The 24,546-nt window shown below is 51.6% G+C and carries 23 protein-coding genes; 17 read left to right on the forward strand and 6 right to left on the reverse strand.

The features are described 5' to 3' along the window. The first annotated feature begins 51 nt into the window (after positions 1-51). The 11 genes from NST26_RS12510 (at position 52) to NST26_RS12555 (ending at position 11,857) form a co-directional block, all read left to right on the forward strand. Positions 52-1,458 (forward strand): NAD-dependent malic enzyme, encoded by a 1,407-nt coding sequence (locus NST26_RS12510; protein ID WP_340979234.1) that lies wholly within the window; start codon positions 52-54, stop codon positions 1,456-1,458. Positions 1,459-1,601: 143 nt separating this feature from the next. Beyond that, complete coding sequence (locus tag NST26_RS12515) at positions 1,602-2,141, forward strand: AAA family ATPase (RefSeq protein WP_340979235.1); 540 nt, start codon at positions 1,602-1,604, stop codon at positions 2,139-2,141. Between the two features lie 28 nt (positions 2,142-2,169). Then, the gene (locus NST26_RS12520; protein ID WP_339313853.1) at positions 2,170-2,607 is read left to right on the forward strand and encodes a hypothetical protein; all 438 of its coding nucleotides are present in this window, start codon (positions 2,170-2,172) and stop codon (positions 2,605-2,607) included. A gap of 12 nt (positions 2,608-2,619) precedes the next feature. Further along, positions 2,620-3,186: a histidine phosphatase family protein gene (locus NST26_RS34030; protein ID WP_339313854.1), complete on the forward strand. Its 567-nt coding sequence runs from the start codon at positions 2,620-2,622 to the stop codon at positions 3,184-3,186. Positions 3,187-3,223: 37 nt separating this feature from the next. After that, on the forward strand, positions 3,224-3,667 hold the full coding sequence (locus NST26_RS12525; protein ID WP_339313856.1) for a GNAT family N-acetyltransferase: 444 nt from the start codon (positions 3,224-3,226) through the stop codon (positions 3,665-3,667). Between the two features lie 13 nt (positions 3,668-3,680). Further along, on the forward strand, positions 3,681-4,580 hold the full coding sequence (locus NST26_RS12530; protein WP_339313858.1) for an alpha/beta fold hydrolase: 900 nt from the start codon (positions 3,681-3,683) through the stop codon (positions 4,578-4,580). A 445-nt stretch (positions 4,581-5,025) separates the two neighbouring features. Next, positions 5,026-6,729, forward strand: a complete 1,704-nt coding sequence (locus NST26_RS12535; protein ID WP_340979236.1) for a response regulator transcription factor — start codon at positions 5,026-5,028, stop codon at positions 6,727-6,729. Positions 6,730-6,734: 5 nt separating this feature from the next. Further along, the gene (locus NST26_RS12540) at positions 6,735-8,510 is read left to right on the forward strand and encodes a sensor histidine kinase (protein ID WP_036729661.1); all 1,776 of its coding nucleotides are present in this window, start codon (positions 6,735-6,737) and stop codon (positions 8,508-8,510) included. Positions 8,511-8,704: 194 nt separating this feature from the next. Further along, positions 8,705-10,033: an ABC transporter substrate-binding protein gene (locus tag NST26_RS12545; protein WP_340953601.1), complete on the forward strand. Its 1,329-nt coding sequence runs from the start codon at positions 8,705-8,707 to the stop codon at positions 10,031-10,033. Between the two features lie 110 nt (positions 10,034-10,143). Beyond that, positions 10,144-11,040 (forward strand): carbohydrate ABC transporter permease, encoded by an 897-nt coding sequence (locus tag NST26_RS12550; protein ID WP_209879802.1) that lies wholly within the window; start codon positions 10,144-10,146, stop codon positions 11,038-11,040. Next, positions 11,033-11,857: a carbohydrate ABC transporter permease gene (locus tag NST26_RS12555; RefSeq protein ID WP_036729652.1), complete on the forward strand. Its 825-nt coding sequence runs from the start codon at positions 11,033-11,035 to the stop codon at positions 11,855-11,857. Before NST26_RS12550 ends, NST26_RS12555 begins: the two co-directional genes overlap by 8 nt. Positions 11,858-12,266: 409 nt before the next feature. Here NST26_RS12555 and NST26_RS12560 read toward each other — a convergent pair whose 3' ends face one another. From NST26_RS12560 to NST26_RS12575, 4 genes are all read right to left on the reverse strand, one after another. Continuing rightward, entirely contained in the window at positions 12,267-13,172 is a 906-nt protein-coding gene (locus NST26_RS12560) for an AraC family transcriptional regulator (RefSeq protein WP_339313862.1), read from the reverse strand. Between the two features lie 272 nt (positions 13,173-13,444). After that, on the reverse strand, positions 13,445-13,600 hold the full coding sequence (locus NST26_RS12565) for a hypothetical protein (protein WP_340953596.1): 156 nt from the start codon (positions 13,598-13,600) through the stop codon (positions 13,445-13,447). Further along, a complete protein-coding gene (locus NST26_RS12570; protein ID WP_340953595.1) occupies positions 13,590-13,985 on the reverse strand; it encodes a hypothetical protein in 396 nt (131 codons plus the stop codon). Before NST26_RS12570 ends, NST26_RS12565 begins: the two co-directional genes overlap by 11 nt. A 2-nt stretch (positions 13,986-13,987) precedes the next feature. Further along, positions 13,988-14,314: a hypothetical protein gene (locus NST26_RS12575; RefSeq protein WP_340953593.1), complete on the reverse strand. Its 327-nt coding sequence runs from the start codon at positions 14,312-14,314 to the stop codon at positions 13,988-13,990. Positions 14,315-14,542: 228 nt separating this feature from the next. Here NST26_RS12575 and NST26_RS12580 point away from each other — a divergent pair, with 228 nt between their 5' ends. From NST26_RS12580 to NST26_RS12590, 3 genes are all read left to right on the forward strand, one after another. Continuing rightward, positions 14,543-15,373: a copper amine oxidase N-terminal domain-containing protein gene (locus NST26_RS12580; protein WP_340953590.1), complete on the forward strand. Its 831-nt coding sequence runs from the start codon at positions 14,543-14,545 to the stop codon at positions 15,371-15,373. 35 nt (positions 15,374-15,408) lie between these two features. Continuing rightward, positions 15,409-16,257, forward strand: a complete 849-nt coding sequence (locus NST26_RS12585) for a DUF1835 domain-containing protein (protein WP_340953587.1) — start codon at positions 15,409-15,411, stop codon at positions 16,255-16,257. A gap of 415 nt (positions 16,258-16,672) precedes the next feature. Continuing rightward, positions 16,673-17,164, forward strand: a complete 492-nt coding sequence (locus NST26_RS12590) for a DinB family protein (RefSeq protein ID WP_340953584.1) — start codon at positions 16,673-16,675, stop codon at positions 17,162-17,164. Positions 17,165-17,230: 66 nt separating this feature from the next. On the opposite strand, the gene NST26_RS12595 is transcribed toward NST26_RS12590, so the two are convergent. Then, positions 17,231-18,907 carry an ABC transporter substrate-binding protein gene (locus NST26_RS12595; protein WP_340953582.1) on the reverse strand — a complete coding sequence of 559 codons (1,677 nt, stop codon included), beginning with the start codon at positions 18,905-18,907 and terminating at the stop codon, positions 17,231-17,233. 123 nt (positions 18,908-19,030) lie between these two features. Between NST26_RS12595 and NST26_RS12600 the strand changes: the two genes are divergently transcribed. From NST26_RS12600 to NST26_RS12610, 3 genes are all read left to right on the forward strand, one after another. Next, positions 19,031-20,569 (forward strand): DUF4153 domain-containing protein, encoded by a 1,539-nt coding sequence (locus NST26_RS12600; RefSeq protein WP_340953580.1) that lies wholly within the window; start codon positions 19,031-19,033, stop codon positions 20,567-20,569. 64 nt (positions 20,570-20,633) lie between these two features. Continuing rightward, positions 20,634-21,332: a Crp/Fnr family transcriptional regulator gene (locus tag NST26_RS12605; RefSeq protein WP_209879837.1), complete on the forward strand. Its 699-nt coding sequence runs from the start codon at positions 20,634-20,636 to the stop codon at positions 21,330-21,332. A 166-nt stretch (positions 21,333-21,498) separates the two neighbouring features. Continuing rightward, entirely contained in the window at positions 21,499-23,202 is a 1,704-nt protein-coding gene (locus NST26_RS12610; protein WP_340953574.1) for a methyl-accepting chemotaxis protein, read from the forward strand. 53 nt (positions 23,203-23,255) lie between these two features. On the opposite strand, the gene NST26_RS12615 is transcribed toward NST26_RS12610, so the two are convergent. Then, positions 23,256-24,338: a nucleotidyltransferase domain-containing protein gene (locus NST26_RS12615; protein ID WP_340953572.1), complete on the reverse strand. Its 1,083-nt coding sequence runs from the start codon at positions 24,336-24,338 to the stop codon at positions 23,256-23,258. Positions 24,339-24,546 lie beyond the last annotated feature (208 nt).

Here is a 24,546-nt window from a genome sequence, read left to right on the forward strand (position 1 = left end):
TGTAGTATATTGAGGATAGAATTCATCCGTCTGATGAGGGAGGCATACTCTATGTCCATTGCAACAACGATGATTATCCGGCTTGAAATCCGCAAGGCCGAAGCTTCTTTTGGCGATGTGGCGTCCAGGCTGGCAGCAGCCGGGGGCGATATTGTAGCGATTGACGTGATCCGTGGCGGCAAGGATGTGACGACCCGTGACCTGACCGTGAATGTACAGGATGCGGCGAATGAAGAGATTATAAGCGTGCTGAAGAATATGCCTGGAATCAAAGTCATCAATGTCTCCGACCGTACCTTCCTGGCCCATCTCGGCGGCAAAATCGAGGTCACCCCGAAGATGCCGATCAAGAACCGGGAGGATTTGTCACTGGTGTATACTCCCGGTGTGGCCCGTGTCTGTACGGCAATTGCCGAAGATCCGTCCAAGGCGTATTCCCTGACGATGAAAAGAAATACGGTAGCCGTCGTCACCGACGGTACCGCTGTGCTGGGCCTTGGCGATATCGGACCGGAGGCGGCGATGCCGGTGATGGAGGGCAAGGCCATGCTGTTCAAGCAGCTGGCAGACATTGATGCGTTCCCGCTGTGTCTGGACACCAAGGATCCGGAAGAAATCATTCAGATTGTGAAAGCGGTCGCTCCCGGCTTCGGCGGCATCAATCTGGAGGATATCAGCTCGCCGCGCTGCTTCGAGATTGAACGGCGGCTGTCGGCGGAGCTGGATATTCCAGTCTTCCATGATGACCAGCACGGAACGGCAGTAGTTGCTCTCGCCGGATTGCTGAACGCGCTCCAGGTGGTGGAGAAGTCGATTGCAGACTCCAGAATTGTAGTCGTCGGCATCGGTGCGGCAGGCGTGTCGATCTGCCGTCTGCTGCTGGCGGCTGGCGCGAAGCAGCTCTACGCGGTAGACAAGGAGGGAATCCTGAACCGGAACGAAGCCTATACCAATGCTGAATGGAGCTGGCTGGCCGAAAGTACGAATCCTGAGAATCTGAGCGGAGGACTGGATGAGGCGGTGCGCGGAGCGGATGTCTTCATTGGCGTATCCAGGGGAGGGATTTTGCAGGTTAGCCATCTGCAGAGCATGGCCCAGGACAGCATCGTGTTCGCTATGGCTAATCCGACTCCGGAGATTGAACCGGATCTGGCGGAGCCTTACGTCCGGGTGCTGGCAACCGGCAGAAGCGATTACCCTAACCAGATTAACAACGTGCTGTGTTTTCCGGGGATTTTCCGCGGGGCGCTGGACTGCCGGGCGAAGACGGTGAATCTGGAGATGAAGCTGGCAGCGGCGCAGGCCATTGCAGCCGTGGTGCACCCGGATGAGCGGAATGAGCAATATATTATTCCGAGCATTTTCAACGAAAAGGTCGTGGAGCAGGTACGTCTGGCTGTCATCCGGGCCGCTATCGCTACCGGCATCGCCCGGCGCATCCCGCCTGATGTGAGCTGAGGAGCACGCTGAGCATTAGGAAGGTGAACAAGCTGTGGCCTTAGGCTGCGGCTTTGTTTGCGTGGTCCATTTGCTTTATATATAAGGGGCAGCATGGTAAAATATACAAATGGATACAATGATTCTTTCATTCAGGAGGGCCTATGTACCGCAAAATTCATATTATGGGAGCTTCCGGGGCGGGAACAACAACCTTGGGCAAGGCGCTGGCGGCGAGGCTTCCGCATGTACATCTGGATAGTGACGACTACTATTGGGAACAGAAATACAGCATTAAGAGCGATGTTGCCGCACGTCTGAGCAGACTGGAGATGGACCTCAAGCGGCATGAGCCGTGGATTCTGTCCGGTGCGGTCTGCGGCTGGGGGGATTCGCTGCGCGATACCTTTGACCTGGTGATTTTCCTGTGGATTCCGGAGGAGATTCGTCTGGAACGGCTGCGGGCGCGGGAGTATGAACGTTACGGGGATGAGGGTCTGCCGGGCGGAGACAAGTATGAGGATGTTGAGAGCTTCATTGACTGGGCAGCGCTGTACGATACGGGCGGAATGGAGATCCGCAGCCGGATGCTGCATGAGGAGTGGATGGCCGGACTAAGCGGCGATCTTTTGCGGCTGGAAGGAGACCTTACGGTGGAGGAACGGGTGGAGGCAGTACTACAATACCTATCCCGTTCACGTTAATGTAATCTATGGGAAAAGGGGGCTGACCATGAAGAAGATACTGCGTGCGCTGCTGCTTCCGGCAATTCTGATACTGCTGCTAACGTCATGCAATACGGAAACGACCCATTTCAACTATACCTTCAAGGGCGAGGGGGGCACCTGGTCGGGCGTCTATAAGCAGGAGGCCAGCCAGAAGCTGATTACGAAGAAGGATAAAGTGACAAGTGAAAGCTCCAAACAATATACCTTCGATTTGAAATATAAGGGTGAGCAGTCTGATCTGGGAGAAATCAAGCAGTTCAAATATGGCTACAAAGGCACCAGCGGCGGCAGCACCCGGACGGAGGAAGGACCCGTGCGCTGGGATATGCTGCATATGGGGGGACATGGGAATGGTGCGTTTGAATATGAGGACTCCGTCATTAAAGTCACTGTCGAGTGGGACGGGAAGAGTGAGGAGTTTGAGTTGAGAAATGCGAAATAGGGGATTAGAAGATTGAAGCTGGGACTAATTAGGCATTTCAAAGTAGACCTTAAACCGCAGCGGACTTGGCTGACAGGGGTACAATTCGATCAGTGGCTTCAAGAGTATGAATTAGCACCAATTCAAGCTCCTGAACATGAGATTGGGGGGCAGCGTTGGACCCTTTGTCTGTGTAGTGATCAGGCGAGGGCGGTACATACGGCAAGTTATTTTGAGGCTCAGAGGTTTGTGTATACAGAGCTGTTAAGGGAGATTAGCGTGGCAGCACTGCGGCTCGGGAGAATTAGGCTTAGCCGACTGCGTCTGCCTGTTTCTTTCTGGCTTATACTTGGACGTTTGTTCTGGTCGGTAGGTCATTCTTCTCAACCGGAGAGCCGAGTCGCTGTACTGCGGCGAGCGGATAGAGTAATTGATGCTTTGCTTGTTGATGAGGCGTGTGCGCAAGAAGGTTGTGTGCTAATTGTCAGTCATGGTGCATTCATGAAAGTACTAGACCGCAGGCTCCGGCGCAGGGGCTATGAGGCTGAACGTATGCGTTATCCTCGCAATGGTCAATTATTTATGTATGAAATGAAGTGATAGTTCCACAACCATATGAAAGCGGAGGCCACCTGTCATGGTAACCATAGAAGAAATCGGAATTGAATCGCTTGAAGCATTAAACACACTTTACCATGAATTAATAGGCGGGCCGACGGACCCGGTGAAGCTGGAAACCGCTTATCGGACAATCCGGGAGGATGAGCGGGTTGTGCTGCTAGGTGCTTTTGTAGACGGGGAACTGCTGGGCTCCTTGATGGGGATCGTCTGCCAGGATCTGGTGGGCGATTGCCGCCCGTTCATGGTGATTGAGAACGTGGTCGTGTCTTCGCGCGCACGGCGGCAGGGGCTTGGCAAGAAGCTGATGACTGCGATCGAAGCGATTGCGCATGAACGGGACTGTTACTATATCATTTTCGTGTCGGGGGAGAAGCGGAAGGAAGCGCATATTTTCTATGAGGCGATGGGGTATAGGGAAGAGAAGGTCGAGGGGTATAGGAAGCATCTTAGCTCGCATTAGGATGGAGAAGAATATGGATCACGGGAAACTTATAAGTGTAGGACAGCACAAGTTGTACATCAGTATTATTGGTGAGGACAAAGGCCTGCCTACAGTAGTGTTGGAGCATGGCTGTGGTTCTTCCGCGTTGTTCTGGTCGCTTGTTGCTCCTGAGGTTGCTAAGGTCACACAAGTGATCGTATATGATCGTGCGGGCTATGGCTGGAGCGAGGCAGGCCCGTTCCCGCGTACCAATGAACAGTGCGTATCCGAGCTGTACGAGCTGTTGCAAAGATCTGGAGTTGTGGGGCCTTACATATTGGTCGGTCATTCCTATGGCGGATTAAATGTAAGGCTGTTTGCGGGGAGATACCCGGGGCTAGTGGCGGGAGTGGTGCTGGTAGATTCGATGCATGAGGATGAAGTCACAGCGCGGTTTCCGGAAGAGCATGTGAAGGGGCAGCTTTTGGCGGTGAGGTTCTATCGGGCCTTGAATTTGCTGTCCAGAACTGGATTTTTAAAGGTCTTTTCCGCATTGAGAAGCTTCCCCGGATTCTCTGCTACTATTAAGCCTTTTTCCAAGCAGACGCAAGCGCTGTTATGGAGATTATCCTTTCAAAAAAAGACTATAGCGGCCATGCACAGCGAGTTCTCTAATGTTCAGCCCGGCTATGAGCAGGTTAGGGAACTGAAGCAAACCGATATTCCATTGACCGTTATCAAATCGGAAATAGTCAATGACTTCTATCCGGGGACTTCGGAAGATACGAAGCGGATCATAAGAGAGAAGCTGCAGGAAGTGGCAAATGAGCTGAAGCATACCTCCACTAACGGTCACTTAGTTGAAGCACAGGGCAGTGGGCATAACATACATATTGAGAAACCGCAGGTTATTATCGATGCAATAGAGCAGATGCTTGGAATTCTTACTTGATTCATTTGATGAAGCGTGGTTGTATGCCTACCCTTCACCATTCAGTATTCTCAGTAGCTGGGACGTTTAAGTTCCGGCTCTAATTGTATTTACTACAATTAAAAACTTAGATTGGAGTGCTCAATGAGATTTAGTTGTATTTTCAGCAATTAGAATGTTAAGTGTTCTCCTTAAGAGGGAGTTTACTTGGATTTAGCTGTACAGAATACAATAAAAGTAGAAAAGTTCTGGTTTTCCCCGTTTTTAGCTGTATGAAATACAACTATCCTCTAGCCTATAGACTTCATCAGATTTCATCCCCGCATTAGTCTCTGAACACTTGTCCCGAAAGCTCTATCACCACAAATCCCAGAATTTAAGTTTGACCATCTCCATGATAGCGCTTTATAATCCGTTCATAGTGGCTAGGGCCAGAGGTCAAGACTACAGAAAGCGGGGGAGAATCATGAATCCAATATGCAAGGTGCTGATTGTGGACGATGAAATCCTGGTCCGGCAAGGGATTAAATATGTGCTGGACTGGGAGCAGGAAGGATTTCAGATCGTGGGTGAAGCGGCCAATGGGCAGGAAGCGCTGAATTCGCTGCAGACCCTGCAGCCGCATATCATCATTACGGATATTGTCATGCCGGTGATGGATGGCGAGGAGTTAACCCGGCTGGTGAAGCGCGATTATCCGGCTACCGAGGTGATTGTGCTAAGCAGCTTCAGCGAGTTCCATTATGTGCGCTCGACGTTCCAGCATGGGGTGGCGGACTATATTCTGAAGCCGAAGCTGGAAGCCGGGGCCTTATTGCAGGTGTTAAAAAAAACCCGGGACCGCATCCCGGAACTGAGTGCCGCCGGAGGACAAACGGAGGCAGCAGCGCAGCCGCTGGATACCCTGCTCGGCCGGATGCTGGCCGGTTACCGGCTGCCGCCGGAGAGCGAAGCGTATGTGAAGCAGCAGCTTCCGCATCACGCCTTCGCGCTGCTGGGCTGGGAACCGGTGCAGCAAGCACCGGGCGGCGAAGCCATGAACCATACCGCCATAAACGCGGTCAGCAGCGACAACGCTATGAATCATACCGCTATTAACGCAGTCAACAGCAGCAATGCCATGAACCGTATCAACATCAATACTGCCAGCAACGCAGCCAATGCACAAGAGGCCGCATCCGCCACCGTCATCACCACTATCACCAGTGAACTAAACCAGTGTGTACCGGGACGGGTGCAGTGTATTATTCCAGTCGCAGAGCCTTCGGGCACTACATTCATGCTGATCAATCTGGAGGAAGCCCATTGGCCGCAGCTGCTAAAGGCTGTACACCAGTCGGCCGATACGATGGCCGGGCAGGAAGTGGAGCTGCGTCTGACGCTCAGCCGGAGATTCAGTTCCCTCAGCGAGCTTGCGGCCGTCCAGCAGGAGAGCAATGCGAGACTACAGCAGTGCCGGTTTTTCCGGCCGGAGCAGACCCTGCTAATCCAGGAAAAACGTCCGGATCCGGAGACTCCGTTGCCGAAGTTCAATCTGGCGCAATTCACCGAGCAGTTGAAGCGTCAGCAGCTGGCGGAAGCATTCGGTGACCTGCATCAGCATGTGGATGCGCTCAGCCGCCAGAATGATGGAGACGTGTATCAGTTTAAGTCCTTCCTGGGCAATATTATCTTCAATATTACGAATCAGTTCAGTCATCTGCAGGAGCTGGAGGAGGGGAAATACGGCCTGTTCCGGGCCATCGATGAAGCGGGCACGGCCGAGCAGGCCATGCAGATTCTGGATGATTACCTGCGTCGGATCATGGAGCTGACTGCATCGGCAGCGCCGGCACCGGGCGGCAATGCCAGTATGACGAAGCTGCTTCAGTACATAGAGGAGCATTATGCTGAGCCATTAACCCTTACGGAGCTGGCCCGTCATTTTCATTTCAATCCTTCCTATCTGTCGAGCCTGTTCACGACCTACAATCACGAGGGCTTCAAAGAGCATCTCAACACGGTCCGCACGGGCAGGGCGGCAGAGCTGCTGCGGGCCGGGGAGGCACCCATAGCGGAGATTAGCAGCATGGTCGGATATGGCGATCACAGCTATTTTTGCAAAGTGTTCAAGAAATATTACGGCTTGTCCCCGAGCGGCTACCGGCGTCAGCATTACGGGCAGGAGTAGAGCGTATGCGCAGATACTGGGAGCGGTTCAAATTTCACAGCCTGTTCATCAAAATCTTCCTCGTTATGCTGTTCAGCATCATCGCCGTAGCCATCGCCTCCTCCTGGACGACCGTCCGCATGTCGGAGAAGCTGTTCATGAATACGTTCAGCATTACGAATTCCAAGGTGATCAGCCAGATTAAGGCGAGCTTTGAAGCTTTTCATTATTCGATCGTTACGGCTACTAATAATACCCAGCTGAGTGGCACGATCCGTTCCTTCCTGTCTGAGGAGGACTCGGACTCCCTGCGGATGCTGCGGACCTATTACAATATGACCACGCAGATGAAGAAGATTCAGTCCACGCTCGATGCCTACCAGGTCGGGATCAAAATCATGGGCAAAAATGGCCGCAGCTACTCCACCAACACGAACAATCTGCTGATGAGTGACCGGGAGCTGCAGCAGCATGAGCTGACACGTAATACTTTGGCTGAACCGAAACGGCTGATGTATCAGTTCTATGAAGAGACGATGCCGGATTCGGCGCAGAAGGAAGCGGTGATTGTAGGCAGCAAAGCGTTGATGGACCGGACGACCGGCGATATTTACGGGACGCTGTATTTTACCATTCATGAAAAGGATTTCCGCTCCTTCTACGGCAGCTTTGTCAGTACCGGGAACGATGTGGTGATCCTGAATAAGCAGGGGATGATAGTGTCCAGCAACCGTAGTGATCTGATGGGCCAGCGGGCAGAGGATCTATTGCAGGTGGCGAGGCAGATTGAGGAGCAGCAGCTTGCTTACCAGAACACCGATTTCCAGGGCACCGATTCGATTCTGATTGCGGATTACCTGCCGTCTTATGATTTCTATATTGTGAACCTGATCGATAAGCAGACGGCCCTCGGCCAGATGGTCAACGGTAAAATGGTCGTGCTCTTCTGCTCAGCCATCGTGGCCGTGGCCCTGATCGTGGTGTTCCTGATCTTCAGAAGGCTGACCCGGTCGCTCACGCTGCTTACCCGGCAGATGTCCAAGATCACCGAGCGTAACTTCCACAATTACATTACGGTTACGGGAAGCTTTGAATTTCAGGAGCTGGGTCATGCCTATAACTATATGCTGGACGAGCTGAATGAATATGTCGAGAAGCTGGTGGAGACGCAGAAGGAGCAGCGGAATGCCGAGCTTGCGGCCTTGCAGCATCAGATTAACCCGCATTTTCTGTACAATACGCTGGCTTCGGTCAACTTCCTGGTGCAGCAGGGCAGTCAGGAGAAGGCGGTGCAGACGATTCATGCCCTGATCTCGATGCTGCAGAATGCGCTGAGCAATGTCAGTGAGAGCATTACGGTGACGCAGGAACTGGAGAATCTGAAATCCTATGTCTTCATCAACCATGTGCGGTACGGCGAACGGATCCGGGTGAATTTCTTCGTCTCCCCGGATTGTATGGACTGTCATCTGCCGAAGCTGATTATTCAGCCGTTCATTGAGAATGCCTTCTTCCATGCGTTTACGCGCAAAAGCGGCGGATATATCCATATCCTCATCTCCCAGGATGCCGGATCTCTGCTCTGTGAGGTGGTGGATAACGGGGACGGGATGGATACTGGAGCGGCTGATCTGCCTATGTCGAGCCTTGCGGGGAAGCGCCAGCTGTTCACCGGAATCGGTATCCGCAATGTGCATGACCGGCTGGTGCTGATGTACGGTGAAGAATATGGAGTCACCATTAAGAGTGCGCCGGGGGAGGGGACTGCGATCCGAATCCGCCTGCCGCTGATGAAGAAGTGAGATTATTACCATTTTCCAAAAAAAGAACAAACGGCAATCAAGGTAACGCTTACAATCAGGCGATAAAATGACCAATCCCCATAAAGTAAGTTCTAACGGGTCCCCCGGACCGGGTGATAAGATTACTTATGTAATAAATAAGCGCTTACATTCAAGCGAGAGACAGTAAAGCGCATTAAAGGGGAGGCTTACCAATGAAAAAAGGCTTTGCGTTAGTCCTGATTTGCCTGCTTCTGCTTACGGCCTGCAGCTCGAACTCCGGGTCGAAGAACACCAGCAATAGCGCTGCGGACACGGGAAAGACAGAGAATACAGCAGCTACAGAGCCTGCACAGGCGAAGGAAATCACCATTTGGGCTTGGGACCCTGCATTCAACATCGCTGCACTGGAAGTGGCCAAAGCAGAATATGCCAAGACGAACCCGGATGTGAAAATTAACATTGTGGAATATGCACAGGCGGATATTATCCAGAAGCTGAACACGGGGCTGAATTCCGGAACCACCAAGGGTCTGCCGAACATCGTGCTGATTGAGGATTACCGTTCCCAGAGCTTCCTTCAATCGTACAAGGATTCCTTCTACGATCTGAGCAGCTCGATCAAGGGCGCTGACTTCGCAGATTACAAAAGCGGGCCGACCAGCCTGGACGGGAAGCAGTACGGGGTTCCTTTTGACTCCGGCGTTACCGGACTCTATGTCAGAACGGACTATCTGGAGCAGGCAGGCTACAAGCTGGCCGATCTGCAGGATATCGACTGGAAGCAATATATTGAAATCGGCAAAGCCGTGAAAGAGAAAACCGGCAAAGCGCTGATTACACTGGATCCGAACGACCTTGGACTAATCCGGGTGATGATTCAATCCGCAGGCAAATGGTATCTGAAGGAAGACGGCAAGACGCCGAATATCGCGGGGAATGCACCGCTTAAGGAAGCTTTTGAAACCTATAAGGAACTGACTGAATCAAACGTAGCTAAGGTACATGCAGACTGGAGCCAGTTCGTAGCCGCCCTGAACAGCGGCGATGTAGCCTCCGTGCCGACAGGCAACTGGATCACCCCTTCGATTACGGCTGAAGCGTCACAATCCGGCAAGTGGGGAATCGCACCGCTTCCTAAGCTGACTGCGAACAAATCCGTTCATGCTTCGAACCTGGGCGGAAGCTCCTGGTATGTCATGAATGTGGACGGTAAGGAGACGGCAGCAGACTTCATGGCGAAGACCTTCGGCTCGAATGTGGAAATGTACCAGAAGCTGCTCACGGACATCGGTGTCATCGGTACCTTCAAAGCGGCTGCGGGCGGAGAGGCTTACAGCCAGGCCAATGAATTCTTCAGCGGCCAGAAGATTGTATCCGATTTCGCCGCCTGGACGGAGCAGATCCCAAGCGTCAATTACGGAATCAACACGTATGCGATTGAAGACATCCTGATTGTAGAGATGCAGAATTATCTGAACGGCAAGGATATTGACAGCGTGCTGAGCGATGCCCAGGCCCAGGCCGAGTCACAGATTAAATAGTTAGGTTGTGCACACCGTGAACCTTGGGCGTGGCCTGCAGCTTCCGGGAGTTCAGGAGGCGGGCTGTGCCCGGGGCTTATTTTAAATGATAAGGAAAGGACTGGGCAGCTGTGCATCAAACTAATTCCAAACTAAGATTCCGCACCAAAAGCGTGTTGACCGGATGGTCCTTCGTCCTGCTTGCGGTCATTCTGATCTTCGTCTTCTATTTCTATCCGATGCTTCAGGCACTTATTCTGTCGTTCCAGACGGGAACGGGCAGCAATCTTACGTTTACCGGCTTCGATAACTATTCACGGCTTCTGTCTGACAAGACATTTATTGTATCGGTTAAGAACACCTTCATCTATCTGCTGGTTCAAGTGCCGCTGATGATCATCCTCGCGCTGTTTATCTCGGTGCTGCTGAATGACAGCAAGCTGAGATTCAAGGGGTTTTTCCGGACGGCGATCTTCCTGCCCTGTGTCACTTCACTGGTCGCGTATTCTGTGGTATTCAAGTATTTATTCTCCGGTAATGGCCTGGTGAATACGATGCTGCTGAAGCTCCATCTGGTCAGCGCCCCGATTGAATGGATCACCGATCCGTTCTGGGCCAAAATCACCATTATCCTAGCGATCACTTGGCGCTGGACGGGTTATAATATGATTTTTTACCTGTCGGCCCTGCAAAATATCGATCACTCCATCTACGAGGCCGCCAAAATTGACGGGGCATCTTCTTCCCGCCAGTTCTTCGGAATTACGGTCCCGCTGCTGAAGCCGATCATCCTGTTCACCTCGATTACCTCAACGATCGGGACGCTGCAATTGTTCGACGAGGTCATGAATATTACGAAGGGAGGCCCGGGCAACGCGACCCAGACAATCTCCCAGTACATCTACAATTTGTCATTCAAATATGCAGCAGACTTCGGCTATGCAGCCACCGTATCGTATTCGATTGTCATTATGATCGCGCTGCTGTCGGTCATCCAGTTCAAAGTGGCAGGTGATAAAAATGGCTAAAAGTAAACGTGTCTTCATGTATCTGTTCCTCAGCATTGCGGCCATTGTCTCAATTTTTCCATTCCTGTGGATGGTCGTCAGCTCGACGAACCAGTCGGTGGATGTCACCCGCGGGCGTCTGCTGCCAGGCACCCATCTGCTGGAGAATCTGCGTAAGCTGCTGGACACCACGGACCTGCAGTTATCCCTGATGAATTCAGCGAAAATCTCCATAACCACCACGCTGCTGGCGCTGCTGATTGCTTCGCTGGCCGGTTACGGCTTCGAGGTATTCCGCAGCCGCTCGAAGGATATTGTATTCAACATTCTGCTGCTGTCGATGATGATTCCGTTCGCCGCGCTGATGATCCCGCTGTACCGGATGTTCGGCCAGATCTCGAACGTCTTCCCGTGGATGGGCATTGATACGATGACCTCGGTCATTCTACCTACGGTGACTACCGCGTTCCTGATCTTCTTCTTCCGCCAGAGCACAAAGATGTTCCCGAAGGAGCTGCTGGAGGCCGGCAGAATGGATGGGCTTAGCGAGCTGGGCATCTTCCTGCGCATCTACCTGCCGACCATGAAGACGACTTACGCCGCCGGAGCGATCATTACGTTCATGTCGAGCTGGAACAACTATCTCTGGCCGCTGATCGTATTGCAGACTCCGCAGACCAAGACCATGCCGCTGCTCATCTCCACTCTCGGCTCGGGCTACGCCCCGGACTACGGGATGATTATGATCGCGATTGTGATTGGTACGATCCCGACGGCGCTGGTGTTCTTTGTGATGCAGAAGCAGTTTGTGGCTGGGATGATTGGGTCGGTGAAGTAAGGTGAACATGGGCAATTCAACACCTTGGGAATAGTCGTGGCTCCAGGGATTGTTTGGACTTTCGGCCGCTGTTAGATTTGGATTTCCTGATTTATGCCGCATAGTCTGCGGTAGAAATCCAAATCTAAAGGCGGACGCTGCCGCTCCTACAGTTCCAAACATCCCTTCCGCCACTTCTCCCAAATGGGGGAGAACCAAGTTCACTTACTATTGGGGTAGGGCAGGGGGAAAGGCAAGAGTAAAGGCAAAAGCAAAGCAAAAGCAAAAGCAAAAGGGTTTGCTTAATTGCACTCGGTACATCTTGTGTTCAGTGATTTTGAATTTGATGCTTTACTAACTTTGCAGAAGTACTTCTAAAGACAAAAAGAGCGCGGTGACCGGACATTCCGGACACCGCGCTTTTCCATAACTATTCCCCGACTCTATACCAGAGCTCACAATATTCATAGCCGTCTGCGCTTGTACCATACATCTCGAAATTACCGCCGTCCAGAATCGTATAGGTTGAGGTTGGCAGCCATTCCGAGAAGATCCGGTTCTTCAATGACTGCAAATCGTATTTGCCGCTGCCGTTCCCGTCATGGAGTGTTGAGAACACGGCCCACGTAGACGCGGGAACATCAACGACAGTGTATCCGTTCACCTGGCTGCCTGGCGCTCTGTAGCACCCGATTAGATAAGGGAAGGTCATGTTGCTTGTGAAGGTGTAGGCATCGAAGGCAAAGACTGCTCCAAGTTCCTTGCTGAAATTGCCTTCGTCTCTCCAAGCCCCGCTTACTGATTGGGCTAAACGTTCGAACTCACCATTCTTGCAGATATTTTGCCAAACCTCCGGGATCGTTACGCCCGCTTCATTCGCAATAGTGTCGTACTGGTAGATGTCCTCCAGCCCATACACTTGAAAAGCATCCCGTTTCTCCATCCGGTAATTCATTCCGGTCACTCCCTTTAAGATGATTTGAAAGGAGATGCGCGGATAGGCTCTTAACTCACTTCCGGCATTACGCGCTAATGTAGGCGTCATTCCATGCAGATTCTGAAATGCACGGGAGAAGGCTTCCGGTGATTCATACCTGTACTTCAAGGCTATCTCCATCACAGTGTTTTTTCTGTCCTTTAGATCAAACGCAGCCAGTGTCAGCCTTCTGCGCCTGATATATTCGGATAAGGGGACATCAAGTACAAATGAAAACATACGTTGAAACTGGTAAACCGAACATAAGGCGATTTTAGCGATTTGATCGTAGTCAATGTCTTGTTCCAGGTTATCTTCAATATAGCTGATCGCCCGGTTCATTCGCTCCAGCCACTCCACGCAATCCCTCCTTTCGTAAGAAGCATATCATCCGGTAGTAATCGTAGCCTGATTATCCATGCAGCATATTGTCAGGTGGTCATCTGAGCTGGAGCCGCTTTACTTTGGGAATAGTCTTGGCTCCAGGGATCGTTTGGACTTTCGGACGCTGCGGCTCCTACAGTTCCAAACATCCCTTCCGCCACTCCTCCCAATCCACGAAATTGAGATTTTCTTTATCCTTCAGGCTCCATTCAATTATAGTTTTCACAAGGCCCGGCGTTATAACGTTGTCATCCCACAACTTCATAGGAAACATTAAATTTTTTATCTTCCGAAACAATAAATAGTTTGATCCGTCCGTGCTCTTCATCATCTTCTTTGACATACCAGAAATAACTCTTTTCGCCATGAACGAACTTTCTTCTTCCCTTTTTATTAACACCCAATATGTTCGTCCCCGCATTCGTAAATAATTCTATTTCCGATGTTCCACTTCATGAATAAATTAATATCCTCAATAGAATCGCGAACTCTCCATTCATACTCTTTGTTTTCGCGGAGCTCTCTCAGAACAATGGGATTAACGATGTGTTTCTCTAATTGTCCCTTTGTCCTTGCAATATATGCGAATCCCAAAACCGCATTAGCCCGAACAGCAGCTGATTCATGGTTAGAGAGCCGGGCACAAATATCTTGAGCGAACTTCCAGTTCGAATGGTATTCACCGACAGAAAGAGGGAGCGTTAGAAGATGAGCGGTGTCATTTCTTTTTAGACGGTCCTTTATCTCCTCGCTGGAGAGATCATTGAGCGGTTTATAAATTCTGGACATTTTTAGTATAATTCTCCTTCATCCCCTTGTACTTTGGCATTAAGTTCAATTGCAATCTCCTTCATCTTATCAATCACATTGCCTTCATTGGCTCCGGAAACTGTAAGTCTACCATTAGAATAACGAAAAGGAACCGTTACTTCATCAACCTTCCATATGAAAAAATCACCACTTATTGATATTTGAAATGGGCCAGATGTTGTGAAAATATTCGAATACTCGAAATCATTTTTATTCAAAAATATATCCTTTAACTCGTCAAGTGAAATGGGGTTTTCCGTACTCTCTGTCCAATGATTTGCTCTTGTAATATGAATATCATAGCTCATAATAATAATCTCCTTTGCAATAACTTCACTCTAATTATAAATATCTCAAGTCAGTATTCAAACGGCTTTTACGTGTTCAAGCTGAGAAAAGGCATGTCACGAAAATGACACTGCATCCCTGTGCCGGTTGTTAGATTTTAGTAGAGAGGCGCAACTGATGTGGAAATTTGGAGTAATAAGAAAGATGATAGAAAAATATGAAATAGAGGAAAAGAGAGGATGTTTGGGATGAAGACAGGTAAAAAAGTGTTGACAGCCTTACTGGCTGCGGGGTTGAGCTTCGCCATGTTGACGGGTGTGAATCCGGGAAAGGTAGAGGCAGCGGCTAAGAAATACCCTGCGCTTCTGAAAATCAACGATTATTATGTGCTCTATACAGCACCGAAGGCGCCATATGTGGATGCCAACTACCGGACGATGATCCCGCTTCGCTCCATTAGTGAGCTGATGGGGGCGAAGGTCAGCTATGATGCTAAGGCTAGAACAGCTGCCATCGAAAAGGATAGTGTAACGGTTAAGTTCACTATTGGTTCCAAATCTGTTTCGGTTAACGGGGTTGCCGGGTCAATGGATACGGTTCCGGTGATGGAGCAGAATTCGATGTTCATTCCGGTCAGTGTGCTGGCCGGACGTCTGGGCATTGTGAGCAAATGGGATCAGTCGAATCAGCTCTACACGCTGACGGGTGAAACCTTGATGCAGACGGATATGATCAAGTATTCTTTAGAGGACATTGAGCAAGGTCCCTTCACTTCCCCGCCGGGGAAGATTATTAGCGATGATGCGTTCCGGCCAGTTTCTTACACCTTTGATCCTGAAAAAGGCAGCTTTACGGTAAAGGCGAAGAATATAACAGGTAAGGATGTTTCTGAAGGAGCGGCGGATGTAGCAGCGTATATACTTTATGATGATCAATTGATTCAGTTTCCGGCACAGAAGCGGGAAAGACCAGCTGTTCGTAAGGATGGAACGATTGAGGTTACCGTTAAAACCGAAACACCGAGTACTCCAGCTTATTTACTTGTAAAAGGGCGCCTGCTCGACCGTTCCGGAAATTAATTTCAATTTCGATTTTGAATCAGAGGTGAATCCGTTTGAAGGACACTCATATTCACATTCTCTGCGGCGACTCCTTCGGAGGCAGTGTGAAGCAGGTGCTTAAAGAATTTGGCTGGAAGGATACGCATAAGCTGATTATCCTGCGGGAGAATTATGCTATAGGTCCGCTGGAGCAGTTGGATACGCCAGTAGGGAGGAAGCTCCGCAGCGACTGGTTCCGCCAAAATATAACGGAAAACTATAATGTCTCATATGATTGTGAAGAAGAGTACACGGAGCTGCTGGACAATCTGGAGCAGATTCCCGAACTGGCCCAAATTGTGATCTGGACCAGTGGCAATGCTTGCGAGCAGACTGCGCTGCGGCTAACCGCTCATCTGCTGGGGAACAGACAGAATGAGATCATAGTGTGTGATGCCTGCGCAATCTGTGAGGAACTGTTCAACCGGCCGGATGCTTATATAAATTACTATCATTCCGGTGAGATTCCGTCAGACAAGCTCCGGGAAGCACTTCTGCGAATTGATGAGGGCAACAGGTTGAGTGCTGGCGATATCGCGCGGGTGTCTCAGGATTGGCTGACGATTTCCGGGCAGTCCGGCGTACTGCGAATCTGGCAAGAGAATGCCCTGCTGGAAGTGCCCGCTGATTACTACGACAGCTATCTGCTGGAGAAGCTGGACTCGCTTCAGCCGCCGCCAGGGGATGATGGATTCCTGAAATCAGCACGGCTGGTCGGTGAGGCGCTCGGATACTGTGAGCAGTATGTCGGTGATGCTTATTTTGAGTACAGGGTGAGAGAGCTGATCTATAGCGGGGTGCTGGAGATTAAGGGCGTTCCCACAGCGATGAGATTCTATAGCATCCGACGAAGAAAAGGGTAAGGTATATAGTATATAGAAGCACTAAAGCAATTAACAAAAAGCAAAAGAATATGAGAGGGATTTTGGAACTCTGGGGGCGATAGCACCCGCTATGTCACGGGATTTTCCGCTTTATAAGAAGCACTAAAGCAATTAACAAAAAGCAAAAAGAAGCGGAGGGGAAATTTGGAACTGGAGGAGCGATAGCGTCCGCCTTTGTGTTTGGATTTCTACCGCGAGGAGCGGCTATAATCTGGAAATCCAAACACAACAGCGGCCGGAGGGCCAAATGTTCACCGCAGCGACGACCATGCTTGGAGTTCAGATCTTAAGTGCATTTTATATAGCAGCGGTTTAATCAGCAACAGCGGCCAGCAGTCCAAATGTTCACCGCAGCGACGACCAAGCTTTGAGTTCAAATCTAAGGAGGACAACCATGCAAACCTTATTTCGTTATAACTGGCAGGTCCGCGAGGAATGGTATCAATGGTGTGAGGAGCTGCCGGAAGAAGAACTTGTGAAGACACGCATTGGCGGGGTGGGCGGAATCCTGCAGACGCTGGTGCATATTGTGGATGTGGAATTAAGCTGGGTCCGGGATATGGAAGGTAAGCCGGATATCCGTTTAGACTTCACGGAGTACAATACTTTGCAGAAAATCAGAGAGGTGGACGCACGCTTCCGGCCGGAGGTGGAGTCCTTCATAGTGGCCTGGAATGAGGGATTGGAACAGAGGATTCTAAGGGAGGAGCGGCCGGATGGGCAGGTTACCCAGCATAGATGGGGCGAAGTGATGCGCCATGTTGCCGCGCATGAGATTCATCACATCGGCCAGCTCTCGATCTGGTCCAGGGAACTCGGCCGGAAGCCAGTCTCGCCTAATTTGGTGCGCAGAGGTCTGGATACGTATTTACCCGGTACAGAATAAAGGAGGCTGCTGGTCCTAATATAGTCTGGCGGTGTAGTCAGCCTCCCCCGAACTTCTACTTCATATCTACAGCTCCGGCGGAAACCACAGATGGCGCAGATCGACCCAGCCCTGGCTGTTGAAGGTCACCCCGCGCACGGAGGGCAGATAGGCGGTCTCGGCAGGCCGTTCGTAGAGAATATGCAGCTGGTGGTCACGGGTTAGAGTATCCTCGATCACCCGGAAGCCTTCCGCCCGAACGGCGGCGTCAGGCTCCCGCGAGATCTGGCGCAGCCTGCCCTCAATGCCCGCACGGGTGCGTGGCTCGATATGCTGCGAGAGGGTCAGGTACAGGTCGTACAGCCGGAGCTGCTCGTCCTGGTCGCGGAGCAGCGAGAAGACGATCAGGTCGGACTTCAGGCGGATCGGACCTTTGAATTCCTCCGGCGACACGGATAACACCTTGCAGGAATATCCATGCTGCGTTAGTCTTGCGGCGATGTATTCGGCATCCCCGGCGTACTGCGGGATTGTGGCAATCTGCAAGACTTCAGCCGGAGGCGCTGCGAAATGCCGGAAGGGCACTCTCGGCGCTTCATGCAGACAGGACAGCAGTTCGGCACGGAGAAGGGGATCGCTTAGCGGTCCCTTTTTCTTCGTGTTGCAGGTTACGAATTTGCGGACATAGGACTCGGAGTGGATTCTGCTTAGAGAGTCTGCGCCCGCTGCTGACGGATTCGGGATGACATGGAAGGCAGATCTGGTCTCTGAGGGCTCCCGGTCAAGGCTCCATGGGACATAGATAATCTCTACACGGTCCAGATGGGCCCGCCCCTGAAAATAATAAGGGAACACCTCCAGCACACAGGTATCCTCATTCATCTCTACGACCTTGAACGGACCGGTGCCCGCAGGCCTGCGTCCAAACAGATTCTCTCCAATGGATTCCAGATCGCGGGGCACAATTGCCGCCCGGCTGGTGCAGAGGAAGGGAAGGAAGAGCTCATTCGGCTTCTTCAACAGGATGCGGACGGTAGAGGCATTCAAGGCCTGGACCTCCTGAATCTCTTTGACAATATAGCTGTACAGCATGCGCTGCGAGGTAGACATCATCCGTTCGAACGAGTAGACGACATCCTCGGCGGTCAGTACCTTGCCATGATGGAACAAGACCTCCTTGCGCAGATGAAAAGTCCAGGCCGTCCGGCTCCCGTCTATCTCCCAGGCATGGGCCAGGCCGGGGATCACCTTGCCGCGTTCACCGCTGCGGCCGACCAGCCCGTCAAAAACATGGCTCGAGACAAACGACTCCGCCAGCAAATTCATGTAGAGCGGATCGAAGGTATGGAGCTGCTGGGTGACCGGCAGCCGCAGCGTATCGATCCGCTTGTCGCTGTGCACCTCGGCATGATGCCCGAAGTAAGCCAGCAGCCAGCCTTGCAGCGTGTCCTGCAGCGATGAGGTGCGGGCATGTCCGCGGATGCCCTCCAGGGCGCTGCTGATATCCTTGCTGCTTATGGCCTGCTTCATGGATTCCAGGGCAATGTCCTCGGCCGCTGCGAGGAACACCAGCTTGGAGCGCCGCCCCCGTCCCCGGCTGGGGGTCCAGGTGATCCAGCCTAGATCGGCCATTTTGCGGATCACATGCAGTGCATTGCGGTGGGTGCAGCCAAGGGTCAAGGCCAGCTCGTCCAGGGTGACAGAGATCTCGGCCGGACCTCCATGCTGCGAATGCAGCTTCAGGAATTGACTGTGCAGCTTCATATGGGACATTCTCCTCCTGCCTAATTTATAAAATAGGAAATTAATAATATTATATTTCTCTTTTTCTTCTTATTTTATCAGCTAGAATCAGGATATGACAGTAAAAAGATGGGGGAATTTACCATGGACGAACAAACGGTATCCAAACCGGGGCTTGGGCGTGTAGCCTTACTGGCCGCATTTCTGCTTGCGATTGTGCATCAGTACCTGTTCTACGGCAAAATGCCGGGGATCTCATACCCGATTTTTGTGGTCTTATTTTATACTTTTATGCTCTATTTCGCCAAGGAGCAGCTGCGCAAGCAGACCTGGTTCAGCTATGTTTGGATGGTGTCCATATTTCTGTTGTCCCTGACCTATATGCTGTTCGGCAACTGGTTTTTCTTTGCGCTTAATATCGTTGTTATTCCGGTGCTCATTCTATTACATATGACGTATATGCTTAGTTACCGCAAGCCCGCCTGGAGCGGACTCGCACTGATCGGCGCGGCCCTTGAGCATCTGTTCCCGCAAAGTCTGCGCAACTGGGCCACGGCATTGAGGCTGCTGCGCCGGGGCAAAGGCGGGATACCGAATGAACGCAAGCAGGTATTGATGCGGGTGCTGATCGGCCTGCTGATTTCCGTGCCGCTGCTGCTGATTGTGATCTCGCTGCTCTCCACGGCGGACGGAGTGTTCAGTCAGCTGCTGGAAGCACTCCCGGGGATTTTTGACAATATTTCACTGGGGGACTGGATCTTCCGGGGCCTGTGGGTTCTGCTGCTCGGGCTGGGCATGTTCGGCTTCGTCTGGGGGTTCGTACAGAGTAAATCCTATATCCGCACTCCTCTGGTCAGTGAGTTTGATGCGATGGGGCAGAAGCTGGAAGCGGCTGAAGCAGGGGAGGAGGGTATCGGTCTTGATGACCCGGTCATTATCACTACCGTGCTGACCGCAATCAATGCGGTGTACATGCTATTTGTGAGTGTCCAGTTCTCGTATTTGTTCGGCGCCTGGGACGGGATTCTGCCGGAGAATAGTACGTATGCGGACTATGCGCGGAGCGGTTTTCTGGAGCTGATTCTGGTCACATCCATTAACTTTGCGATCTTGCTGTTGTCCTTGCTGGCAGTGCGTAAAGCGGGCGGAATTCTGAAGCGGGTCATTCAGCTCCTGCTGTATATTCTGGTGTTATGCTCCATGGTCATGCTGTATTCTGCGTACTCGCGGCTGACTCTATATGAAGAGGCGTACGGTTACACCTACATCCGGTTCCTGGTGCATGCCTTCATGATCTTCCTCGGATTGCTGCTGGTGCTGGCGGCCGTGCGGATTAGCCGGGAACCCTTCCCGCTTCTAAAATGTTACATCGTGCTCGGCCTGCTCTCCTACGTGCTGATGAACTATATAGGGATGGATCATATCATTGCGCAGCAGAATATCCAGCGTTATGAAGCAAGCGGCACACTGGATGCCAGTTACCTGGCCGGACTCTCCGCAGATGTGGTTCCAGAGCTGATCGAATTCAGCAAGCAGGAGAAGGGGATTCTGGACGAGGCGCTGCGCAGCAGACTGTCTTACCGTACTCAGCCTAAGCAGAGCTGGCCATCATTCAATCTGGCGAATCACCGGGAGCGCAGAGCGCTTGCGGAGTATTTTGCAGGAGAGGTAACGCAGAAATAGCTTCTGTGCTCAGGCTTGTGATACAGTAATTTCAGCAGAAATGACACAAGGAGAGAAGAACCTCATGCAATCGATTATAAATCCGGAGGCGGTTCGAAGCCTTACCGAGCAGAATGGTCTCACAGCCATGTTCAGCAGCAGCGCCATTGCCCAAATGGAGCTTCGGCGTTACGGCGGAGGGGAGGCAGTCTGCTCGGTTGGCGACCGGCTGGAGCATATGTTTTTCCTGATGCAGGGCAAGCTGAAGATTCATACGCTGCTGCCTAACGGCAAGTCGATGCTGGTCCGGTTCGCCCGGCCGATGTCGGTGATCGGGGATGTGGAGCTGCTGCGCCAGTATCCCGTCAAGAATGAAGTGGTCTCCGTAGGGGACAGCCTGCTGCTTGTCGCCGGAAGGAAGCTGCTGCTCCGGGAGATTGAAGACAATACAGCGCTGCTGCGTTTCCTGGTCGGAGAGCTGAGCCACAAAATGTACACGCTCGGCCAGACCTCAGCCATGAATGTGCTCTATCCGGTGGAGAACCGGTTCGCCAGCTATCTGATGTCGCTGTTCGCGGACAACACTGGCGCCCAGCGTGTAGAAGAGATCCGCACCTCCACGCTGACAGAGACCGCCGATCTGCTCGGCACCAGCTACCGGCATCTGAATCGGGTAGTGCGCCGCCTCATTGAAGATGGGATTATTGAACGCAGGAACGGCCGGCTGATTGTGCGGGATGAGGAGCGGCTGGCAATGCTTGCGAACGGGAACCTGTATGATTGAACCGGAATTAAGAGATGTAATTCATAGAACCTCCATTCCTGCTTTTGGCAGGGGTGGAGGTTTTTTTGTGCTCCCGGCAGCATATTTCAGTTTCATTTAAGAATGATGATGTACGATACGTAGAGATTACATAGCAGAGCTTACATATCGAGTGGAGGTAGTTATAATGTTCAACAGACTTAGAGGAATCCGGGCCAAAATCATGTTTGGCTTCGCCGCTGTAATTATCGTGTTCATTCTCGCTATACTAGGCAGTACTATTTTTCAGGCTAAGGTGACTATGCTTACAGAGCAGATCAACCGTAATTACAGCAAGCTGTCGATGGTACAGAAATTAACCGATGATATCCGGACGGCGGACGGTCTGGCCGCAAGGTATGTGATGAGTAATACCACGGAGGAGAGAACAGCCAATCTGACCGCCTATGAAGCCAAGATACCAGAGATTACAGCCTCAGTCGAAGAGCTTAAGGGAGCCGGTCTGAATGAAGCGGAGCTTGCAGGAATTCAGAATCTGGAGGGAGAATGGGACAATTATCTGACGGTGCTGGAGCAGGCTTTTGCCTTGGCCAAGGAAGGGAACTTCCCGCAAGCGCAGAAGTCGTTCACAAGCCTCTCCCTTACGACGATCATCGATTCACAGCTGGTGTTCGAGACGATGCTGCATGATGAAATTATGAAGGAACAGAGTCAGGCGGCAACCCACCGCAGCTCCTCTATGATTACCAGCATGGGGGTGACGGGATTATCGGTGGTACTGGCTCTGTTGATCGCATTCGTATTGTCTGCCCGGATACTGAAGCCGGTGAAAGATGTCAACAGGCAGCTTCAGGAGATTGCCGACGGCGATGCCGATCTAACCCGCAAGCTTAGTGTGCAGACGAAGGATGAGATCGGTGAGCTGGCCCGGAATTTCAATACAATGACCGATAATCTGGCAACGATGATCACCCAGGTGAAGCTATCCGCGAACGGTCTGGCGGCTTCTTCAGTGAAGCTGACCTCGGATAGCGGATTGACCGCCGAAACGACCGAGAAGATCTCCGGAATTATGGGTGAGGTCGCAAGTGGTGCGGGCATGCAGATGAATGACCTGCAGACTAACATGAACACCATTATTGAAATGTCGGACGGTATTCAGCTGATTGCTGCCAGTGTACAGGATATCTCGGAAGCTTCCCTGCGTTCTGCAGATTATGCGGTGGCCGGGGATCTATCCCTGCAATCTGCCGTCCGGCAGATGGATTCCATCAACGAATCCATTCAGTCCTTATCGGAAAAGGTTATGGGCTTCGTGAAGCGTTCACAGGACATTAGCAGCATTGTCGGGGTGATCAAGGGGATCGCCTCGGAGACGAATATGCTGGCACTGAATGCGACCATAGAAGCGGCCCGGGCCGGAGAGCACGGCAGAGGATTTGCTGTGGTAGCCGATCAAGTGCGCAGACTGGCTGAGCAGTCCGCAGATTCCGCCAATCAGATTGCTGAAATGGCAACCGGTATCCAGGCCGATGCAGATCATGCAGTGAAGGTGATGAAGAACAGCATGAACGAAGTGCTGGGGGGAACCCGGATCATAGAAGAGGCCGGGCAGTCCTTCAATGCCATCCGCCATTCGATTGATTCACTAGCGGGACAGGTTCAGGAGGTATCCGGCGCGGTAGAAGAAATCACGGCAGCGACCGAAGAGATTGTAGACTCTATCCGTAACGTTACGCATATCTCGGAGACTACAGCGGCAAGTACACAGCAAGTATCCGCCGCATCACAAGAGCAGATGGCTTCAGTGGAACAGATCGCCTCTTCTGCCAGTGCCCTCAGCATGCTGGCGCAAGGTCTGCAAGGTCTGGTAGCACGCTTCAATGTATAATTAGGCAAGCCCCCAACCTGAACGAAGGGAGGGGGCTTGATCTTGCTTATCTGTTACTTTTTCATATATTGCCGGTACAGCTCTTCACAAGTATCGTAACGCTGGGGCTGCCGGCCGACCCGCTGATATTCCTCCAGATAGTCATCCATTGCCTGGAGGAACCGGTCCTTGAACAGATCCAGATTACTTGCATCAAAATACTGCATGAGTTCGAACTTCCGGGTTCCCCGCGACTCAGTCATTTCATCCAGCAGACCCTGCGCTCCCATGGCGGCGTAGAAGGCGTAAGAAGCATCCTTACTTTCAGCGCTGGCAATGATCTTGTTGCGGTAGTTGCACCATAATTCCTCATAGGTGCCCGCCAGATTATCATAGGTAGGAACAGGCTGTTCCACATATTTCTGATACAGGGTGCTGTACAGATCGAGGATACTTTTGAGCAAAATGCCGGAGGTACTTCGGATCTCGTCCGTCGTCATCGCGCAGATCACATTCATATAGATCGTCTCATAATTCTCAGGGAGGTAGCGGTAAGCTGCGGTGTCCTCCAGGTATCTTTTCAGCCCTCTTTTCAGATAAGTATTGTTCATATGCGTCAAAGCGTTCACCAGATTGTAGACCAACTCCGCTGAAGCCAGCCTAACGGCTCCCTTATCCTCCGCAAGACAAACATTCGCGTATTCCTGCTTCGCCAGATTGATCCATTTCTTCGCCCGTTCCAGAGAATCGCGCCCCATGGGCTTCGCCAGAGTATCTCGCGCCCGTTGCTGATAGACCCTAAGCTTCTCCAGATCCTCAGGCTTGGCATAGTAGAGCACCTGCAAATCTATTAGAGAGGAGATCATCGGACTTTCAAGCGCGGCCTGTTCTTCGATCCGGGTCTCCCAAGGAGTGCAGTAGATATCATAACCGACATCCCCCAGAATGAAGCAGGACGAGATGCCCCAGCCTTGGTTGTTATTATTGATGATGATCAGATCCAGGTCGCTTTTCTCATGATAATCCCCGGTACGGCAAGAGCCCGTAAGCCCGATCACCGCAATCTCCTCTGGATAATCCCGTTTGGCCCGCTCGATCACCATGTTGATCAATTTTTCGTTTTTGGATAATAGCTCCTGCCTGGTACTTTCATTCATAGCTGATTCCTCCTGCGCTGTGGCTTGTTGTTGTATTCATTGTAAAAGCATCTGCCGTCCGCGGGTATGCCGACTTCAGTTAGGTCCATTCTCTCCCTGAGCGCTCCGTATGTACGCACATACTTTTCATAGAATACGCCATCGACCTGAGCCAGGCTCTATCTTATATTATTACCATAATTTGTTTTATGAAAGCGCATACTCGAAG

The organism is Paenibacillus sp. FSL R7-0128 (genome assembly GCF_038002245.1).
Lineage (GTDB): Bacteria > Bacillota > Bacilli > Paenibacillales > Paenibacillaceae > Paenibacillus_AQ > Paenibacillus_AQ silagei.

Bases quoted from the DNA above. Each gene is read 5' to 3' on its own strand.
- NST26_RS12510 (WP_340979234.1), top strand. From the start codon at position 52: ATGTCCATTGCAACAACGATGATTATCCGGCTTGAAATCCGCAAGGCC.
- NST26_RS12515 (WP_340979235.1), top strand. From the start codon at position 1,602: ATGTACCGCAAAATTCATATTATGGGAGCTTCCGGGGCGGGAACAACA.
- NST26_RS12520 (WP_339313853.1), top strand. From the start codon at position 2,170: ATGAAGAAGATACTGCGTGCGCTGCTGCTTCCGGCAATTCTGATACTG.
- NST26_RS12525 (WP_339313856.1), top strand. From the start codon at position 3,224: ATGGTAACCATAGAAGAAATCGGAATTGAATCGCTTGAAGCATTAAAC.
- NST26_RS12530 (WP_339313858.1), top strand. From the start codon at position 3,681: ATGGATCACGGGAAACTTATAAGTGTAGGACAGCACAAGTTGTACATC.
- NST26_RS12535 (WP_340979236.1), top strand. From the start codon at position 5,026: ATGAATCCAATATGCAAGGTGCTGATTGTGGACGATGAAATCCTGGTC.
- NST26_RS12540 (WP_036729661.1), top strand. From the start codon at position 6,735: ATGCGCAGATACTGGGAGCGGTTCAAATTTCACAGCCTGTTCATCAAA.
- NST26_RS12545 (WP_340953601.1), top strand. From the start codon at position 8,705: ATGAAAAAAGGCTTTGCGTTAGTCCTGATTTGCCTGCTTCTGCTTACG.
- NST26_RS12555 (WP_036729652.1), top strand. From the start codon at position 11,033: ATGGCTAAAAGTAAACGTGTCTTCATGTATCTGTTCCTCAGCATTGCG.
- NST26_RS12570 (WP_340953595.1), bottom strand. From the start codon at position 13,985: ATGTCCAGAATTTATAAACCGCTCAATGATCTCTCCAGCGAGGAGATA.
- NST26_RS12575 (WP_340953593.1), bottom strand. From the start codon at position 14,314: ATGAGCTATGATATTCATATTACAAGAGCAAATCATTGGACAGAGAGT.
- NST26_RS12580 (WP_340953590.1), top strand. From the start codon at position 14,543: ATGAAGACAGGTAAAAAAGTGTTGACAGCCTTACTGGCTGCGGGGTTG.
- NST26_RS12590 (WP_340953584.1), top strand. From the start codon at position 16,673: ATGCAAACCTTATTTCGTTATAACTGGCAGGTCCGCGAGGAATGGTAT.
- NST26_RS12595 (WP_340953582.1), bottom strand. From the start codon at position 18,907: ATGAAGCTGCACAGTCAATTCCTGAAGCTGCATTCGCAGCATGGAGGT.
- NST26_RS12600 (WP_340953580.1), top strand. From the start codon at position 19,031: ATGGACGAACAAACGGTATCCAAACCGGGGCTTGGGCGTGTAGCCTTA.
- NST26_RS12605 (WP_209879837.1), top strand. From the start codon at position 20,634: ATGCAATCGATTATAAATCCGGAGGCGGTTCGAAGCCTTACCGAGCAG.
- NST26_RS12610 (WP_340953574.1), top strand. From the start codon at position 21,499: ATGTTCAACAGACTTAGAGGAATCCGGGCCAAAATCATGTTTGGCTTC.
- NST26_RS12615 (WP_340953572.1), bottom strand. From the start codon at position 24,338: ATGAATGAAAGTACCAGGCAGGAGCTATTATCCAAAAACGAAAAATTG.